This is a genomic window from Ruegeria sp. HKCCD6119 (assembly GCF_013110585.1).
Classification (GTDB): domain Bacteria; phylum Pseudomonadota; class Alphaproteobacteria; order Rhodobacterales; family Rhodobacteraceae; genus Ruegeria.
The window spans coordinates 202,022-219,283 of record NZ_WVQV01000001.1 but is presented as its reverse complement, the minus strand read 5'-3'; the positions used below and the strand labels follow the sequence as shown (position 1 = coordinate 219,283).

General features: G+C 58.8%; 15 protein-coding genes. 10 read left to right on the top strand and 5 right to left on the bottom strand.

The window, feature by feature from the left end:
* Nucleotides 1-32: 32 nt before the first annotated feature.
* The 3 genes from GS611_RS01105 to GS611_RS01095 all read right to left on the bottom strand — a co-directional run bounded on the left by GS611_RS01105 (nucleotide 33) and on the right by GS611_RS01095 (nucleotide 3,665).
* Nucleotides 33-812 carry a gamma-glutamyl-gamma-aminobutyrate hydrolase family protein gene (locus tag GS611_RS01105; RefSeq protein ID WP_171631058.1) on the bottom strand — a complete coding sequence of 260 codons (780 nt, stop codon included), beginning with the start codon at nucleotides 810-812 and terminating at the stop codon, nucleotides 33-35.
* Between the two features lie 220 nt (nucleotides 813-1,032).
* The gene (locus GS611_RS01100) at nucleotides 1,033-1,458 is read right to left on the bottom strand and encodes a heme-binding protein (protein ID WP_152458631.1); all 426 of its coding nucleotides are present in this window, start codon (nucleotides 1,456-1,458) and stop codon (nucleotides 1,033-1,035) included.
* Nucleotides 1,459-1,529: 71 nt separating this feature from the next.
* Nucleotides 1,530-3,665: a malate synthase G gene (locus GS611_RS01095; RefSeq protein WP_171631055.1), complete on the bottom strand. Its 2,136-nt coding sequence runs from the start codon at nucleotides 3,663-3,665 to the stop codon at nucleotides 1,530-1,532.
* Nucleotides 3,666-3,871: 206 nt separating this feature from the next.
* Between GS611_RS01095 and pepN the strand changes: the two genes are divergently transcribed.
* From pepN to GS611_RS01060, 7 genes are all read left to right on the top strand, one after another.
* Nucleotides 3,872-6,424: an aminopeptidase N gene (pepN, locus tag GS611_RS01090; protein WP_171631053.1), complete on the top strand. Its 2,553-nt coding sequence runs from the start codon at nucleotides 3,872-3,874 to the stop codon at nucleotides 6,422-6,424.
* Nucleotides 6,421-6,849, top strand: coding sequence for a hypothetical protein (locus tag GS611_RS01085; RefSeq protein WP_171631051.1), 429 nt, complete (start codon nucleotides 6,421-6,423; stop codon nucleotides 6,847-6,849). The genes pepN and GS611_RS01085 overlap by 4 nt, the downstream gene beginning before the upstream one ends.
* A 129-nt stretch (nucleotides 6,850-6,978) precedes the next feature.
* On the top strand, nucleotides 6,979-8,238 hold the full coding sequence (locus GS611_RS01080; RefSeq protein ID WP_245217960.1) for a hypothetical protein: 1,260 nt from the start codon (nucleotides 6,979-6,981) through the stop codon (nucleotides 8,236-8,238).
* Between the two features lie 81 nt (nucleotides 8,239-8,319).
* The gene (gatB, locus tag GS611_RS01075; protein ID WP_171631049.1) at nucleotides 8,320-9,831 is read left to right on the top strand and encodes an Asp-tRNA(Asn)/Glu-tRNA(Gln) amidotransferase subunit GatB; all 1,512 of its coding nucleotides are present in this window, start codon (nucleotides 8,320-8,322) and stop codon (nucleotides 9,829-9,831) included.
* Nucleotides 9,832-9,978: 147 nt separating this feature from the next.
* Nucleotides 9,979-11,235, top strand: coding sequence for a peptidase T (gene pepT, locus GS611_RS01070; protein ID WP_171631047.1), 1,257 nt, complete (start codon nucleotides 9,979-9,981; stop codon nucleotides 11,233-11,235).
* Between the two features lie 80 nt (nucleotides 11,236-11,315).
* Nucleotides 11,316-11,735: a DUF4177 domain-containing protein gene (locus GS611_RS01065; protein ID WP_171631043.1), complete on the top strand. Its 420-nt coding sequence runs from the start codon at nucleotides 11,316-11,318 to the stop codon at nucleotides 11,733-11,735.
* Between the two features lie 185 nt (nucleotides 11,736-11,920).
* Nucleotides 11,921-12,997 carry a PLP-dependent cysteine synthase family protein gene (locus GS611_RS01060; protein ID WP_171631041.1) on the top strand — a complete coding sequence of 359 codons (1,077 nt, stop codon included), beginning with the start codon at nucleotides 11,921-11,923 and terminating at the stop codon, nucleotides 12,995-12,997.
* Nucleotides 12,998-13,010: 13 nt separating this feature from the next.
* Here the strand turns inward: GS611_RS01060 and GS611_RS01055 are convergent, their stop codons facing one another.
* Nucleotides 13,011-13,265, bottom strand: coding sequence for a BolA family transcriptional regulator (locus GS611_RS01055; protein WP_171631039.1), 255 nt, complete (start codon nucleotides 13,263-13,265; stop codon nucleotides 13,011-13,013).
* Between the two features lie 107 nt (nucleotides 13,266-13,372).
* Between GS611_RS01055 and GS611_RS01050 the strand changes: the two genes are divergently transcribed.
* Nucleotides 13,373-13,999 (top strand): J domain-containing protein, encoded by a 627-nt coding sequence (locus GS611_RS01050; RefSeq protein WP_171631037.1) that lies wholly within the window; start codon nucleotides 13,373-13,375, stop codon nucleotides 13,997-13,999.
* 168 nt (nucleotides 14,000-14,167) lie between these two features.
* Entirely contained in the window at nucleotides 14,168-14,722 is a 555-nt protein-coding gene (locus GS611_RS01045) for a hypothetical protein (RefSeq protein ID WP_371732208.1), read from the top strand.
* Nucleotides 14,723-14,882: 160 nt separating this feature from the next.
* Here the strand turns inward: GS611_RS01045 and GS611_RS01040 are convergent, their stop codons facing one another.
* Nucleotides 14,883-15,533 carry a Hint domain-containing protein gene (locus tag GS611_RS01040; protein ID WP_253284957.1) on the bottom strand — a complete coding sequence of 217 codons (651 nt, stop codon included), beginning with the start codon at nucleotides 15,531-15,533 and terminating at the stop codon, nucleotides 14,883-14,885.
* Between the two features lie 693 nt (nucleotides 15,534-16,226).
* Here GS611_RS01040 and cobS point away from each other — a divergent pair.
* Nucleotides 16,227-17,213 carry a cobaltochelatase subunit CobS gene (gene cobS / locus GS611_RS01035; RefSeq protein WP_152458642.1) on the top strand — a complete coding sequence of 329 codons (987 nt, stop codon included), beginning with the start codon at nucleotides 16,227-16,229 and terminating at the stop codon, nucleotides 17,211-17,213.
* Nucleotides 17,214-17,262: the final 49 nt, after the last annotated feature.

Below are 17,262 nucleotides of genomic sequence, written 5' to 3'. Positions count from 1 at the left end.
CCCGATTTCCCCCTCGTCGGGGCCGGTGTCATTCAGGCAGATTTTTGAACTGCCTGATGAACCGTTCCGGCGGCCCATCCACGCACCGCATCACCGAAGGCTTCGAACAGGGGGCGCGAGACCGGGTCATTGATCGCGTCCCATTCCGGATGCCATTGAACCGACAGGGTAAAGCCGGGCGCATCCTTGATGTAGATCGCTTCGGGCGTCCCGTCCGGTGCATGGCCATCAATGACCACGCGCTGCCCAATCGTTTTGATGCCCTGACCGTGCAAGGTGTTGGTCATGACCTCGGTTGCGCCGAACAGTTTGTGGAAAACGCCGCCGTTTTCCAGTGTCACCACATGACGCAGGGCAAACTTTTCCTCCAGGGTTCCATCGGGCGGCATCCGGTGGTTCATCCGCCCCGGCAGATCGCGTATCTCGGGATAAAGCGTTCCGCCCATGGCAACGTTGACTTCCTGAAACCCCCGGCAGATGCCCAAAAACGGCTGCCCCCTTTCAACGCAGGCCCGAACCAACGGCAGAGTTATGGCGTCTCGTGCCCGGTCGAATTCGCCATGTGCATCGGTTGCAGGTTCCCCGTATTCTTCCGGGTGCACGTTCGGGCGACCGCCGGTCAGCAAAAAGCCGTCACAGACCTCCAGCAACTCATCGACTGACACGTAACGCGGATCTGCGGGTATCAACAACGGAAGACATCCTGACACGTTGGCCACGGCATCCGAATTCATCGTTCCCCCAGCATGTGTGGGGTATTGATCGTTCATGAGGTACGAGTTGCCGATGATACCGACGACAGGCCGAGACATTCCGCTTTCCCTGCTGTTGTTGTGCCTGTCAAGGAAGCTAGCGGCAGCGGTTTTAACGTGCAAGAATACACGCCCTGCATGAAAGCGCAGGGACGTGTTCGAAGACGCACTGTACGTTCTGGCCCGCCCCGCTTAATTGGAAAAATTTTCCAACGAACATCTGCGCGATGGAAAAAATTTCCCCACTCAGCGGGAAAGACGTATAAATACAACGCTCTTGTTAAATCTCGCCGATCAGGCCGGCTGCCTCGATCCCCGCCATTGCGGCCAGCGCATCATTGTCTGATGTGTCTCCGGTAACCCCAACGGCGCCGATCACGGCCCCCTTGCGATCACGCAACAGCACGCCACCCGGAACAGGCACGACCTGACCACCATAGACGCCATTTACAGAGGCCATGAAATAGGCCTGTGTTTCAGCGCGCTGCATCTGCGCGGTGCCCGCCATTCCCAGCATGACCGACCCATAGGCCTTGCCCTGTGCAATCCCGAACCGGCCCGGTGCTGCACCATCCTCGCGCTCGAACGCAATGACATGCCCACCGGCGTCCAGAACCACGACTGAGAGCGGCTTCAACTCCATCTCTCGGCCCTTTTCCAGGGTTTTGCGGATGATGGTGCGGGCCTTGCGTAGGGAAACTGACATCTGAAGGTCCTCTCGTCAGATTGAAGTTCGACGAAGCCCGCAAACGATTGGTCTGTGGGCTTTTGTCGGTGTTATCTTTGGCTGGCTTTCAATTCCAGACGGCGCGCATGCAGGACCGGCTCGGTATAGCCCGAGGGCTGAACCCGGCCCTTGAACACCAGATCGTATGCGGCCTGAAAGGCGATACCGTCAAATCCCGGCGCCATCGGTGTGTAATTCGGATCGTCTTCATTCTGGCGATCCACGACGGCGGCCATCTTTTGCAGTGCGGCCATGACCTGAGCTTCATCCACGATGCTGTGATGCAGCCAGTTGGCCAGTGCCTGCGACGAAATCCGACACGTCGCGCGGTCTTCCATCAGGCCGACATCGTTGATGTCGGGCACCTTGGAACAGCCCACGCCCTGATCGACCCAACGCACGACATAGCCGAGGATACCCTGCGCATTGTTTTCAAGTTCACGCGTGATTTCCTCGTCACTCAGATTGCGTCCAGCCAGCAAGGGGATGGTCAACAGATCCTTCAACGTACCACGTGCGCCGCCTGCGGCCAGCTCGTCCTGACGGGCCAGCACATCGACCTTGTGGTAATGCGTTGCGTGCAGGGTCGCGGCCGTGGGCGACGGCACCCAGGCACATGTCGCTCCGGCCATGGGGTGGCCGATCTTGGCCTCAAGCATATCGCCCATGCGATCCGGCATGGCCCACATGCCCTTGCCGATCTGCGCCTTGCCCTTCAGGCCACAGGCCAGACCAATATCGACATTGCGATCTTCATAGGCCGCAATCCATGGCGTATTCTTGATGTCGCCCTTGGGCAGCATCGGACCGGCCTCCATCGAGGTATGAATTTCGTCGCCGGTCCGGTCCAGGAAACCCGTATTGATAAAGGCGACGCGTGATTTTGCGGCGCGAATGCACTCTTTGAGGTTGACCGAGGTGCGGCGTTCCTCATCCATGATGCCCAGCTTCACCGTGTTGCGCGGCAGGCCCAGAATGTCTTCGACCATGTCGAATATCTCGACCGAGAACGCAACTTCCTCGGGCCCGTGCATCTTGGGCTTCACCACATAGACAGAGCCCTCGACAGAATTGCCCCCGTCCTGTTTCAGGTCGTGCATGGCGATCAGGGTGGTGCACAGAGCATCCATCAAGCCTTCGCCGATCTCGCGCCCTTCTGCGTCAAGCACGGCCGGGTTGGTCATCAGGTGACCCACGTTGCGCACCAGCATCAGGGACCGGCCTTTCAGCCTGGCCTGATCACCCGACGGAGTGGTAAAGCTCAGGTCCTCGGCCAGTTTCCGAGTGAACGTTGTGCCGCCCTTGGTGACCTCTTCGGTCAGGTCGCCTTTCATGAGGCCCAACCAGTTGCCATAGGCCACAACCTTGTCGGCGGCATCGACACAGGCAACCGAGTCTTCGCAATCCATGATGGTGGACAGTGCGGATTCCAACTGGACATCTGCAATGCCTGCGGGATCGGTCGCGCCTATGTTGCTTGTGGAGTCGATCATGATCTGGATGTGCAGGCCGTTGTTTTTCAACAGCACAAAGTCGGGCGTGTCCGCCGAACCGCCAAACCCGGCAAATTGAGCGGGATCGCCCAGCGCAGGGGTCAACGCACCGTCGGTGATGCCCAGTTCGGTGACATCCGCCCATGATCCCGACGCCAGAGGCACGGCATCATCCAGAAACGCCTTGGCCCATGCGATCACCCGTGCGCCGCGCGCCGCATCATAGCCACCGCTTGCCGGCAGATCCCCCATTGCATCGGTTCCGTACAGCGCATCATACAGGCTGCCCCAGCGCGCGTTGGCCGCGTTCAGGGCAAAGCGTGCATTGGTAATCGGAACAACCAGTTGCGGGCCCGGGGTCTGGGCGATCTCGGGGTCGACATTGGCCGTTTCAATCTGGAACGCGTCGCCTTCTTCGACCAGATACCCGATCTCTTTCAGGAAAGCCTCATATTCAGCGGCATCGGTGTTCTGCTCCTTTCGGGACATGTGCCACCCATCGATGCGGCTTTGGATCTCGGCCCGTTTGGCCAGCAGCTCACGGTTTTTCGGCCCCAGTTCGTCCACCATCCGCGCCATGCCGTCCCAGAACTTCTGCGAAGAGACGCCCGTGCCCGGCAGCGCCTGCGTCTCGATGAACTCAGCCAATACCGGATCGATCTGCAGTCCGCTCAGGGTCTGTCTGTCCGTCATATTCCTGCTCTCCTGCGATTGTGCGCCATTGTATGCACTGTGACTTAGGCGGAAAGTTTCCGATAGGCAACTTTCATCCCGTCATTTCGGGCATTCGCTTTGGCTTAAAGCTGTTTCAAAAACCTCAAGGCAATGGCAGGGCCGGTTGCAGCGCCCGAACGAAGCCCCTAACGTCGCGCCAGTCCCGAACAGATACGAGGCCCAAGATGCGCGACGCTGCCCCCACCACGATCTACCTGAAAGACTACACACCGTTTGGCTATCTGGTGGACAGCGTGCACCTGACTTTTGATCTGGACGCGCACGCCACGCGCGTCACCTCGCGCATTGCGTTCCGGCCCAATCCTGACGCAACCGACCGCACCTTCTTTCTGCACGGGGAAGAACTGAACTTGATCCGCGCCGCCATTGACGGGGCCGAGATCACGCCAGACGTGACCGACAAAGGACTAACCGCAGATGTCCCGGACGCCCCGTTCCTGTGGGAAGCCGAGGTTGAAATCGACCCCGGCAACAATACCGCGCTGGAAGGTCTGTACATGTCGAACGGCATGTACTGCACCCAGTGCGAGGCCGAGGGGTTCCGCAAGATCACCTTCTACCCCGACCGGCCGGACGTGATGTCCACCTTCACCGTTCGGATCAACGGCGACCTGCCGGTGCTGCTGTCGAACGGCAACCCGTCGGGCAAGGGTGAAGGCTGGGCCGAATGGGTCGATCCATGGCCCAAACCCGCCTATCTGTTCGCTCTGGTCGCCGGAGACCTGATCGCACATCCCGGTCAGTTCACCACCAGGTCAGCTCGCACCGTCGAACTGAACCTCTGGGTCCGTCCCGGAGACGAGGGGAAATGCGCTTTCGGCATGGAGGCGTTGAAGAAGTCGATGAAATGGGACGAGGACGTCTATGGCCGTGAATACGATCTGGACGTCTTCAACATCGTGGCCGTCGATGACTTCAACATGGGCGCGATGGAAAACAAGGGGCTGAACATCTTCAACTCGTCGGCCGTTCTGGCCAGCCCCGAAACTTCGACCGACGCCAATTTCGAACGGATCGAGGCGATTATTGCGCATGAGTATTTCCACAACTGGACCGGCAACCGCATCACCTGCCGCGACTGGTTCCAGCTGTGCCTCAAGGAAGGTCTGACAGTATTCCGGGATGCGCAATTTACCTCGGACATGCGCTCGGCCCCGGTGAAGCGCATCCACGATGCCATAGACCTGCGTGCCCGACAGTTCCCCGAGGACAACGGTCCGTTGTCGCATCCAGTGCGCCCCGAAAGCTTTCAGGAGATCAACAACTTCTACACCGCCACCGTCTATGAGAAGGGTGCCGAAGTCATCGGCATGCTGAAACGGTTGGTCGGAGATGCGGCCTATGCCAAGGCGCTTGATCTGTATTTTGAACGCCATGACGGTCAGGCCTGCACGATCGAGGACTGGCTGAAGGTTTTCGAAGACACCACTGGGCGCGATCTGACACAATTCAAACGTTGGTACAGCCAGTCGGGCACTCCGCGCGTCAGGGTTCAGGAAGACTGGGCCGACGGCACCTATACACTTACGCTGAAACAGCGAACCGATCCCACGCCGGGACAGGAGGAGAAACTGCCTCAGGTCATCCCGGTTGCAGTCGGCCTGATTGGGCCCAACGGCGATGAGGTTCGCGCGACCGAAGTGCTGGAACTGACACAGGCCGAACAGAGCTTTGCGTTCACTGGCCTGGCGGCAAAACCCACAGCATCGATCCTGCGCGATTTCTCGGCACCTGTCATTCTGGAACATGACCAGTCGAACGCGGAACGCGCGTTTCTTCTGGCGCATGACACGGACCCGTTTAACCGTTGGCAGGCAGGACGGGATCTGGCGCAGGACACCCTGATGCGGATGATCCTTCAGGATGCGGCACCGGATACCGATTACCTTGACGGCGTGTTGACTGTGCTGCGCAATGACGAACTGGACCCGGCCTATCGTGCGTTGATGCTGGGATTGCCGACACAATCGGAATTGGCAGCGGCCCTGCACGACCGTGGCCACACGCCCGACCCTATGGCGATCTGGACCGCAGTGGAAACGTTGCGGCAGGCAACAGCCCAGACCGTACAGGATTTGCTGCCCCGCCTGCACAGTGAGGCTTTGGTGGACGTCCCCTACAGCCCGGACGCCGAGCAATCCGGTAAACGGGCACTTGGCAGCGCCGCGCTGGCACTGACCTCTCGTCTGGACGGCGGGGCGATGGCGGCCGCGATGTACGACACGGCAGACAACATGACATTGCAACTGACGGCATTGTCTTGCCTTTTACGCGCCCGCAAGGGTGAGGCGCAGCTGGATGCCTTCTACGACCAGTGGCAGCATGACCGGTTGGTCATGGACAAGTGGTTTGGCCTGCAAGTCGCGATGGCAGCACCCGAGGCGACACCCGCAATTGCCGCGACCCTGACCGAGCATTCCGATTTCAACTGGAAAAACCCGAACAGGTTCCGCGCTGTCATGGGGGCCTTGGCGATGAACCACGCAGGGTTCCACCAGCCGGATGGCGCCGGATACGCCCTGCTGGCCGACTGGCTGATCCGTCTGGACCCGGTAAACCCACAGGCCACGGCCCGAATGTGCTCGGCGTTCCAGACCTGGAAACGGTATGATCCGGATCGTCAGGCCCTGATGCGTGCGCAGCTTTCCCGCATCGCGGAAACACCGAACCTGTCGCGGGACACGACCGAAATGGTGTCCCGCATCCTCGGCGCATGACGCCTTACAGCTTTGCCCGCAGCAACCGGAATTTGCGAACGCTGGCCATCCTGGCCGCTGTTTATGCTGCGTTGCTGGCGCTGGTTGTCCTGTTTGACGCGGCCTGGTGGATCACGGGGCTGCTGTCTTTGGCCACCCTGCCCGCACTTTGGGACGTGGTTCAGAACACCAGCGCAGGCATGCAATTGGATCAGGATGCGCTAAGCTGGTTCACGGGGAACCGGCAGGCAGAGGTCGCGCTGCGCGACATCGACCATTTCCGCTTTGACACCCGTTGGGATTTCTCGGTTCGAGTGTCGATTGTTTTGCATTCCGGCAAACGAATCCGTCTGCCGGATGAGTCGCTTCCGGCGCATCTGGATTTGGAAACCCTTCTGAAACAAGCCGGATTTCGCGTAGAACGGCATCATTTCACTGTTTTCTGAAACACTGGGCCGTTGAGGGGCGAATTGGACACAAAAGAAAGAAATTAATAGGCAATTTACTTGATTTGAACCCGATATCCCGCCAGACTTCGGTGTCAGTTATACGTTTTTACAGTTTTGAGTATCGCCATGTTTCGGTCGCTAAGGGCACTGTTCGCCCCATCCACAGCTACTCCTACAAATGTTTCAGCAGATCTGTGCGCGACAAAATCCGCGCTTGCGGCCGCCTTGCCCGAGCAGGGTCAGCTGAATATTCCCGTCGCAAAATCCGACCGCGATGATCTGATCGGACATTCCACGATCGAACATGGCCGCTATCTCGCCCGGCAGGACCGCTGGGCAGAGCTATCGCAGGAAATGCGCGTGGCTGATCAGGATCGCGCCGCCGTTGCGGATGGTATGCCGGTGGCCGATCTGCTGGCGTTCGGTGCAAGGTCTGACGTTGTTCTGGCCGCTGAACATGCGCTCTCGGATGGCGCGGCCATCTCGGATTACGACCTGTTGGGTGGCATCTCGGAACTTGAAGGCGAGATGGCAGACAACCCCTATGACCCGATGATCGCCACCGTCGTTGCCCTTGCCCATATCGATCTGGCGTGGGCATGGCGCGGTACGGCCTCGGACGCGACGCTGCCACCTTTGCACCGGTCACGCTGCGCCGCGCATTTCGACCGGGCCGCAGCAATCCTGCCCAAATGCAGGAAGGATGCCCCCGACAGCCCCCTGATTGCAGCGACCGGATGTGCGCTGCTGGCTGGTCAGCGCAAATCCAACGCGCGGGTGGCCGAAGAATATGAACGGCTGATCACGCTGGATCCATGCAATCAGCGCCACATGCGCGCGATGGGCAGCCACCTTCTGCCCCGGTGGTTCGGCAGCTACGAAGAGCTGGAGTTGCAAGCCTTGCGTACAGCCGCCAGGACACAGGATATCTGGGGCGCGGGCGGATACACATGGGTTCAGTTCGACGCCATCGCATTGGACGAAGAGGCCTGTGCCCGCGTCGATATCGAGTATTTCCTTGAGGGTCTGCGTGATATCCTGCGCCTGCGGCCCGATCAGCAGATGATCAACATGCTGTCATCCTACTGCGCGATCACCGTCCAGAACGGATTTGGCCTGAATGATCAGGCCGACCTTGTCCGTTCGCAGATGCGCGACACGGCAAACCGGCTTATCCGCGATCACCTGACGGAATTGCACCCGTTGATCTGGGCGCATGCGGCCAACGGTTTCAACAATTCCGTCCGCATAAACTCGCCCGAACGATTTGCAGCGCGCGGTCAGCGCGATGCCTTGCGCGCCATCTCGGATCTGTTCCGGGAAGAACTGCGCAGCGGTATGGATGTGACATTCACACCGTCGGGCCTGCGGTTTTCCCAGAACTGAACACGACAGGATTCCCCCTTGCCCCTAAGCCCTGCCGGGCCTAATACGCAGGCTTAGACTTCTGCGGAAATGAGGCGCGCCATGCTCGATCTGACATACGAAATGCCCAAACCCAAAACCATTGCCGGGGCCAAGCACGATTGGGAACTGGTGATCGGGATGGAGGTGCATGCTCAGGTCTCATCCAATGCCAAGCTGTTTTCGGGTGCATCCACCCAATTCGGGGCGGAACCGAATTCAAACGTGGCTTTCGTGGACGCGGCGATGCCGGGGATGCTGCCGGTGATCAACGAACACTGCGTTGAGCAAGCTGTGCGCACAGGGCTGGGCCTGAAGGCGGATATCAATCTGAAATCGGCCTTTGACCGCAAGAATTATTTCTACCCCGACCTGCCGCAAGGGTATCAGATTTCCCAGCTTTACCACCCGATCGTGGGCGAAGGCGAAGTGCTGGTCGAACTGGGCGACGGCACCGCGCGCAAGGTGCGGATCGAGCGTATCCACATGGAGCAGGACGCGGGTAAATCGATCCACGACATGGATCCGCATATGTCCTTCGTCGACCTGAACCGCACCGGTGTCTGCCTGATGGAGATCGTCAGCCGCCCCGACATCCGCGGGCCGGAAGAGGCCGCGGCCTATATCGCCAAGCTGCGTCAGATCATGCGTTACCTGGGCACCTGCGACGGCAACATGCAGAACGGCAACCTGCGGGCCGATGTGAACGTCTCGATCTGTTTGCCCGGCGCCTATGAGAAGTATCAGGAAACACAGGATTTTTCGCATCTGGGCACGCGCTGCGAGATCAAGAACATGAACTCGATGCGCTTCATCCAGCAAGCGATCGAGGTCGAAGCCCGCCGTCAGATCGCCATCGTCGAAGGTGGTGGCAAGGTCGAGCAGGAAACCCGTCTGTATGACCCGGACAAGGGTGAAACCCGTTCGATGCGGTCCAAGGAAGAAGCGCATGATTACCGCTATTTCCCCGACCCCGACCTGCTGCCGCTGGAGATCGAACAAGCATGGGTCGATGATATCGCCGCCAGGCTGCCCGAGCTGCCGGACGAGAAAAAGGCGCGCTTCATCAATGAGTTCGGCCTGACCGACTATGACGCATCAGTGCTGACCGCCGAGGTCGAATCCGCCGCCTATTTCGAGGAAGTGGCCAAGGGCCGTAACGGAAAACTGGCGGCGAACTGGGTCATCAACGAGCTGTTCGGCCGCCTGAAGAAAGACGACCGCGACATCACCGACTCGCCGGTTTCGCCCGCGCAGCTGGGCGGGATCATCGACCTGATCGCCTCGGACGCGATTTCGGGCAAGATCGCCAAAGAGCTGTTCGAGATCGTCTATACCGAAGGCGGCGACCCGGCGCAGATCGTCGAAGAGCGCGGCATGAAGCAGGTGACCGACACCGGCGCGATCGAGGCCGCGCTGGACGAGATCATCGCCGCCAACCCGGCGCAGGTCGAGAAGGCCAAGGTGAACCCGAAACTGGCGGGCTGGTTCGTGGGTCAGGTCATGAAAGCCACCGGCGGCAAGGCGAACCCGAAAGCCGTCAACGAACTGGTCAGCAAGAAGCTGGGCTCGTAAACCTTTCGTTTTGTACAAGCCGGCCGGCAATCTTTGGCGGGTTTGTACAATCCGGTTTCTCACAAAATCTCAAGACTTGGGGTCAAGCCATCGGCTTGACTTCCTGCTGTTTGGGCCCTTTCCTCCGCAACAGAGAGGTGAGGTATTATGCAAAGCAGATTTGATCAGGAACTCGAAGACCGGCTGGTGCGCTATGCCGCCATCGACAGTCAAAGTGACGAGACATCCCCGACGACCCCGAGCACTCAGATTCAGTTCGACATGCTGAACCTGTTGCGCGATGAGCTGATCCAGATCGGCGCGCAGGATGTTGAGATGACGGGCGACAGTGTTGTCGTCGCGACCATTCCCGGAACGGCGCCGGGGCCGACCGTGGGCTTTCTGGCCCATGTCGATACAGCCCCTCAGTTCAACGCAACCGGCGTCAAGCCGCGGGTGATCAAGGGCTACAACGGTGGCGACATCACCTTTCCGGACAACCCGGATCTGGTTCTTTCTCCGGAAGACCACCCCTATCTGGCCGAAAAGATCGGCCACGACCTGATCACTGCGTCGGGCACAACCCTGCTGGGCGCGGACGACAAGGCCGGTGTATCGATTCTGATGACGATGGCGCGGCACCTGATCGAAAATCAGGATGTTCCACATGGTCCGATTCGTATCGCGTTCACTCCGGATGAAGAGATCGGCCGGGGTGTCACGGAACAACTTCCCCAGGATCTGGGCGTGGATTTTGCTTATACGCTGGATGGGCAGCAAGTGGGTGAGATCGAGTATGAAAGTTTCTCGGCCGACCGCGCCGTGATCCGGATCGAGGGTGTTTCGATCCATCCCGGCCTGGCCAAGGAAAAGATGGTGAACGCCACGCATCTGGCGGCAAAGATCGTACAGACATTGCCTCAGGCCACCATGACGCCGGAAACCACGGACGGGCGCGAAGGCTTCATCCATGTCACTGACATGAACGGCGGATCATCCGAGATGGAGATCAAGCTGATCCTGCGTGATTTCGAGATGGACGGGCTGGAAGCGCAACGAAACATCGTGCGGCAGGTCTGCGCCGCCGTGCAGGCCACGGAACCGCGCGCGACCATCACCTGCGACATCAGCCACCAGTACCGCAACATGCGGTATTGGCTGGAAAACGACATGACTCCGGTCGAACTGGCGCGCGATGCGTGTCGCGAGTTGGGGGTTGAACCGCTGTCGGTACCGATTAGGGGCGGCACGGACGGATCGCGCCTGACCGAATTCGGCACCCCCTGCCCCAACATTTTCACCGGGATGCAGTGCGTTCACGGCCCGTTGGAATGGATTTCAGTGCAGGACATGGCGTTGGCGACGGAACTGTGCCTGTCGGTTGTGGCCAAGGCGGCACAGGCCGAAGCGAATGGTCAGAGGTGAATTCCGCCGGATGAGCAAGGGCCCTTTCACCCGGGGGGCAGCGTGTTAAGTTGGCGCGGAAACGCATTTAGGAACAGTAGATGAAGCGCTACGAATACAAGGTCATCCCCGCCCCGCAAAAAGGTGTCAAAGCCAAAGGCGTGAAAACGGCCGAGGGCCGCTTTGCCGTCTCGGTCGAGCAACTGCTGAATCAGTTGGGGCAGGATGGCTGGGAATACCAGCGGGCCGAGTTGCTGCCCAGCGAAGAACGCTCGGGTCTGACCGGATCGACCACGAACTGGCGCAATGTGCTGGTGTTCCGCCGCGTGGTGGAAGAGGAAGTCGATGCCTCGTGGGTCGGCGCAGTACCTGAGATGGATGACACCCCGCTGGCCCAGCCGATTCCGGGCCCCGACGAGGTACAGGCCCCAAAACCTATTGCCGCAGAGGCGGACGAGCCGCCTTTGTCGTTGAAGCGGTCTGATGACGCCGCTGATGAAAGCGACCCTTCAAAAACATAGGCTTGGGGGCTGGTACGACCGCCAGAGCGATTGCAAATGCCCTGTGGCCTTGTGCAGGACATCCGTGTTCGCTCTGACATACGTCAAGTCGAGCCGGGACGGCCCAACCACATTGGAAAGCAATAAGGGCTACACCCTCGGGAAATCTGTGGCATGTTAGCCGGATATTCTGGAGGGACATCGAAATGGCTATTCGACAGACACAAGGGCGGACACGCCTGTATGACAGCATTCTCGACACGGTCGGTGACACGCCCTGCATTCGGGTCAATCGGATCGCGCCCGAGCATGTGACCGTCTATGTAAAATTCGAGGCCTTCAACCCGGCAGGCTCGGTCAAGGACAGGCTGGCGCTGAACATCATCGAGGCGGCGGAACGTGACGGGCGGCTGAAGCCCGGACAAACCGTTGTCGAAGCGACATCCGGCAACACCGGGATCGGGCTGGCCATGGTGTGCGCGGCCAAGGGATACCCTCTGGTCGTGACGATGGCCGAGAGCTTCTCGGTCGAACGGCGAAAGCTGATGCGGTTTCTGGGCGCCAAGGTTGTTCTGACCCCGAAGGCGCAAAAAGGGTTCGGCATGTATACCAAGGCCAAGGAACTGGCCGAGGAAAACGGATGGTTCCTTGCCAGCCAGTTCGAGACCGCAGCCAATGCCGATATTCACGAGAACACGACTGCCCGGGAAATTCTTGCCGATTTCGAAGGGCAACGGCTGGATTATTGGGTGACGGGCTATGGGACCGGCGGCACCGTTTCGGGCGTTTCGCGTATACTGCGGAAAGAGCGGCCCGACACCAGGATCATCCTGACCGAACCGGCAAATGCCGCAATAGTATCATCAGGTTACGTCAATACGCGCAACGCTGACCATCAGCCGACCGAAAGCCACCCCGATTTCGAGCCCCACCCGATTCAGGGCTGGACACCGGATTTCATCCCCTGGGTTCTTCAGGAAGCCATCGACAATTCATACTATGACGAGTTGATCCCCATTCCCGGACCCGAAGGAATCGCATGGTCGCGCCGGCTTGCCGCCGAAGAAGGGATATTCACCGGGATTTCGGGCGGATCGACCATTGCGGTGGCCATGAAGCTGGCCGAATCCGCGCCGGCAGGCTCTGTCATGCTGGTCATGTTGCCGGACACCGGCGAGCGATACTTGTCGACCCCGCTGTTCGAGGGAATAGAAGAGGGCATGACGGAAGAGGAATACGCCATCTCGGCATCGACGCCGTCCGCAAAGATGGAGGCGGGTTGACACGTAAAGGTCTTCAGACGCCGATATCAAGGGCCAGCGCGTGGATGCGGGGCACGATGTCGCCCAGCGCCTTGTGCACGGCACGGTGGCGGGCGACGCGGGATTTGCCTTCGAATGCACTGGCGCGGATACGGACGTTGAAGTGGCTTTCACCACCGTCCTGATATCCCGCATGGCCGCGATGGCTTTCGCTGTCGTCGATCACGTCCAGCTCGCGCGGATCAAAGGCGGCTTGCAGGCGGGTTCGGATCTCGTCAGTCACACTCATTTTTTTGCTCAGCGGCAAAAATATTGCCGCACCCCTCTTCTACTTTCGGCTGCTTAGATTAAACTGCTGCCTCCGAGTCGAAAAGACGCGTTCTTGAGGATTAGAGCATGGCGAAATCAGACCCCTTCGGATTCGATATGTCCGTTTCCAGCGCCAAAAAGAAGAATCCGCGGGGACGCCGGGGCATGTCGGGTGCCTCTGAAACCTCGGTCCGGATCTGTGACCACGAGGGATGCGAAGAACCGGGAAAGTTCCGCGCGCCAAAAGCACCGGATGTCCTGGATGATTTTTTCTGGTTCTGCCAGCAACACGTGCGGGAATATAACCAGAAGTGGAATTTCTTTGACGGCACCACCGAGGCCGAGCTGAACGCGCAGCGATCGAAAGACAAGGTTTGGGAGCGCGAGACCAAGCCGATGGGCGACCCCGAAGCACGTGCCTGGGCCCGTTTGGGGATCGAGGATCCGCATCAGGTTCTTGGTGCCAACAGCACGCAGAACAAAGGCCGCACGACGGGTGGCGGCGGACGACGCCTGCCGCCGACCGAACGCCGTGCGATCGAGATTCTCGAGGCCAATGACAGCTGGACCAAGGCCGAGGTTCGCAAAGCGTACAAGAAGCTGATCAAAGTGCTGCATCCGGACATGAATGGCGGAGACCGTTCACAGGAAGAACAGCTGCAGGAAGTTGTCTGGGCCTGGGATCAGATCAAGGACAGCCGGAACTTCAAGTAGCGGTCACGGCTTTGCCTGCTTTGCGTTCGCGGCGCGCCCTGCCTGAATGGTGGGGTGCCGCGGACGACACAACCTGAAAAAAACTGCGCAAGTTCCGTATGGAACCCTGTTTCATTCCACGCAAAAGTGGTGGAGGATTGGGGGCAGGAGTTTCCAGGGATCAGTTTCGTGCGCACATCCATTTGCCTGTTGCTCGTCTCGCTAAGCGGGCTCATCGCTGCCAGTTTCATTCAGACAGACGCGGATTGGCTGTTCCTATTGGCGCTGATTTGCGTGATGGCCAGCACAATCCTGTTCATACGGGCCTGGTTCAGGTGGCGCCGGGCCAATACATGGATCATCGTGGACGGTTCGAACGTCATGCACTGGAAAGATGGCACCCCGGATCTGGGTACGTTGAAGAAGGTCCTTGAGACTTTGAAGCGCGCAGGGTTCAAACCGGGCGTCATGTTCGATGCGAATGTCGGGTACAAAGTCGAAGGCCACTATATGGACGACCGGAAGCTGAGCCGCGCCCTGGGCTTGCGATCCAAGCAGGTCATGGTGGCCCCCGAAGGGACACCTGCGGACCCGCTGATCTTGCAGGCGGCGCGGGATAGCAAGGCACGCATCGTCACAAATGACCGGTTTCGGGATTGGGTGGACGAGTTTCCGGATGTGTTGAACGCGGATCGTCTGGTAAAAGGTGGCTTTCGCAAAGACGAGCTTTGGTTTTCGCTATAGTCAAGCAACGGTTGACCCAAGGCACAGATGTGTAAGGCCATCTCAACGGTGCTGCACTGAGAAATTGCCTATGGTAAATGGTCCCAGAGAACACATTTGAAGGGGTTTGTTGAGGCCAGGGATCAAATCAGGAGCGGTTCGGATTACAACGATCCGCGCTTTAGTCCGGGTATGAGCTTCGCAATGCAATTGCTTCCCGGCGCTTCAAACAACTTAAGCGAGTTTGTTGCGACTCTGCAGTGCCGTCACGCAATTCGGGGAACAGTGCGAGCAGTTCTTCGACGTCTTCACGACAGAAAGACTTCAGCGCTGTGTCGCCCAGAAAAAGACTTTCGCTACGTAGCCCCTGCGAGTGCAGTATCGCGTGTCGAGAGCAGGCAATGTGGTAATATGTGATGTCTTCACCTGTATGCACCTGCTGAATTGTTCCGTCATTCACCAAGTGGATTGCCGCAACAAAGACCCGATCTTGTCCGAACAACAACTCGGCGCGCCAGCCTTCCAGCATGATCCGATGTTGCGGGGACACAAAAACATCCTGGTTGGGTTGACCCTTGCAAATCGCGTCGCGCCGAATGCGAACGGGTCTAAATTTCGGTTGCAAAGCCAGTGTTTGTGCACTCAGCACTTTTTTCCCGATCCACAAAATCGGCAGCGTTTTCCCACCTGACACGCAAACTCTGTCACCGATCATCAGGTTCTCGACCGGGCGTGGACCGGCCTCGGTCTCTATCAGGGTTCCAGCAACAAAACAGGGCGGATTGTTTGGATCAAGATCTCCGGTTGTGATTTGCCAGTTTCCGGTTGTCATTGGCCCGGTGGGGTTGTTGGTGTCCCAGGCATAGATTTCGGTTCCAACCTGAATAAACTCACCAGATTCGCCGGTACCTCTGTAGTTACCTTGTCCAAGATACGTGTAGGGTACGAACGGACCACCGTTGATCGAAATCGTTTGACCCGAGACAGTGGCTGGATCGGTCAAGTTTCGGACGATCAAGTCGCCTTGCCCGCTTGTGTTGACCGAATGAAGTAAGACATCAAACGACATACGTTGTATCCGCTAAGCAGGTTGGACCAAAAGGGAACTCGCAATGAACAAGTTCCTTCCGTGTGTTGACTGAACAGAACACCACGGCCCTCACAAACTCACAAAGACCGCCCAAAAAACCACATTTAGAAGTCATGTTAACGCGCCGAAGAAGCATTTCAATGATAGTATGTTAATGTTTGCATTTGAGCGAGGCGCAAAGGCCGTTGCCAGCCTTTCACCGAGGACTTCTGGGTTATGCGCAATCGGCCTCAAAGCTTGTTAACGCGAGGTGCCAAATCGTAGCGTGGTTTGTCATTCTGGAATGACACCCCATGCGCAACGATAGGGCCAGTTTGCAAGAAAAACATGCGCACCTTTGGGCGCCTTTCGCTTTCCCTTGCCCTTGCCCGCAATATGTTGCACCACACACGGGTTCATACCCGGTGAACGGGCCAAAGGATAAGGACTAGGCGCATGGCTGACGGATCGATCGATATCAACGCAAAACCTACCGAGGATATCTCGGTCCGTGACGTGTTCGGCATTGACAGCGACATGGCGGTCAAGGGTTTCGCCGAGCGCAGCGACCGAGTGCCGGTGATCGATCATACCTACAAGTTCGATCCGGAAACCACGCTGGCGATTCTGGCGGGCTTTTCCCATAACCGTCGTGTGATGATCCAAGGCTATCACGGCACCGGCAAATCCACCCACATTGAACAGGTCGCTGCCCGTCTGAACTGGCCCGCCGTGCGTGTGAACCTGGACAGCCATATCAGCCGGATCGACCTGATCGGTAAAGACGCGATCAAACTGCGCGACGGCAAGCAGGTGACCGAATTCCACGAAGGCATTCTGCCCTGGGCGTTGCGCAACCCGGTTGCCATCGTGTTCGACGAATACGATGCGGGCCGCGCCGACGTGATGTTCGTGATCCAACGTGTGTTGGAGCATGACGGCAAGCTGACCCTGCTGGATCAGAACGAGATCATCACCCCGAACCCAAATTTCCGCCTGTTTGCCACCGCCAACACGGTCGGTCTGGGCGACACCACGGGTCTGTATCACGGCACGCAGCAGATCAACCAGGCGCAGATGGACCGCTGGTCGCTGGTGTCGACCCTGAACTATCTGAGCCACGACGCCGAGACGATGATCGTTCTGTCGAAGGCGCCGCATTACAACACCGCCGAGGGCCGCAAGACCGTCAGCCAGATGGTCACCGTGGCCGACCTGACCCGGACCGCCTTCATGAATGGCGATCTGTCCACCGTCATGAGCCCGCGGACCGTGATCAACTGGGCCCAGAACGCCGAGATTTTCCGCAATGTGGGCTATGCGTTCCGCCTGTCCTTCCTGAACAAGTGCGATGAGCTGGAACGCCAGACCGTGGCCGAGTTCTATCAGCGCTGCTTCGATGAGGAGTTGCCTGAAAGCGCCGCGAGTGCAAGCTTGGGGTAAGCACCCGAATTGCGCCCGGAACGGGCGCAATGCCTCCGGCGGGGATATT

Excerpts from the sequence above, each read along its gene's own strand:
- GS611_RS01105 (WP_171631058.1), bottom strand. The coding sequence starts at position 812 with ATGTCTCGGCCTGTCGTCGGTATCATCGGCAACTCGTACCTCATGAAC.
- GS611_RS01100 (WP_152458631.1), bottom strand. The coding sequence starts at position 1,458 with ATGTCAGTTTCCCTACGCAAGGCCCGCACCATCATCCGCAAAACCCTG.
- GS611_RS01095 (WP_171631055.1), bottom strand. The coding sequence starts at position 3,665 with ATGACGGACAGACAGACCCTGAGCGGACTGCAGATCGATCCGGTATTG.
- pepN (WP_171631053.1), top strand. The coding sequence starts at position 3,872 with ATGCGCGACGCTGCCCCCACCACGATCTACCTGAAAGACTACACACCG.
- GS611_RS01085 (WP_171631051.1), top strand. The coding sequence starts at position 6,421 with ATGACGCCTTACAGCTTTGCCCGCAGCAACCGGAATTTGCGAACGCTG.
- GS611_RS01080 (WP_245217960.1), top strand. The coding sequence starts at position 6,979 with ATGTTTCGGTCGCTAAGGGCACTGTTCGCCCCATCCACAGCTACTCCT.
- gatB (WP_171631049.1), top strand. The coding sequence starts at position 8,320 with ATGCTCGATCTGACATACGAAATGCCCAAACCCAAAACCATTGCCGGG.
- pepT (WP_171631047.1), top strand. The coding sequence starts at position 9,979 with ATGCAAAGCAGATTTGATCAGGAACTCGAAGACCGGCTGGTGCGCTAT.
- GS611_RS01065 (WP_171631043.1), top strand. The coding sequence starts at position 11,316 with ATGAAGCGCTACGAATACAAGGTCATCCCCGCCCCGCAAAAAGGTGTC.
- GS611_RS01060 (WP_171631041.1), top strand. The coding sequence starts at position 11,921 with ATGGCTATTCGACAGACACAAGGGCGGACACGCCTGTATGACAGCATT.
- GS611_RS01055 (WP_171631039.1), bottom strand. The coding sequence starts at position 13,265 with ATGAGTGTGACTGACGAGATCCGAACCCGCCTGCAAGCCGCCTTTGAT.
- GS611_RS01050 (WP_171631037.1), top strand. The coding sequence starts at position 13,373 with ATGGCGAAATCAGACCCCTTCGGATTCGATATGTCCGTTTCCAGCGCC.
- GS611_RS01040 (WP_253284957.1), bottom strand. The coding sequence starts at position 15,533 with ATGACAACCGGAAACTGGCAAATCACAACCGGAGATCTTGATCCAAAC.
- cobS (WP_152458642.1), top strand. The coding sequence starts at position 16,227 with ATGGCTGACGGATCGATCGATATCAACGCAAAACCTACCGAGGATATC.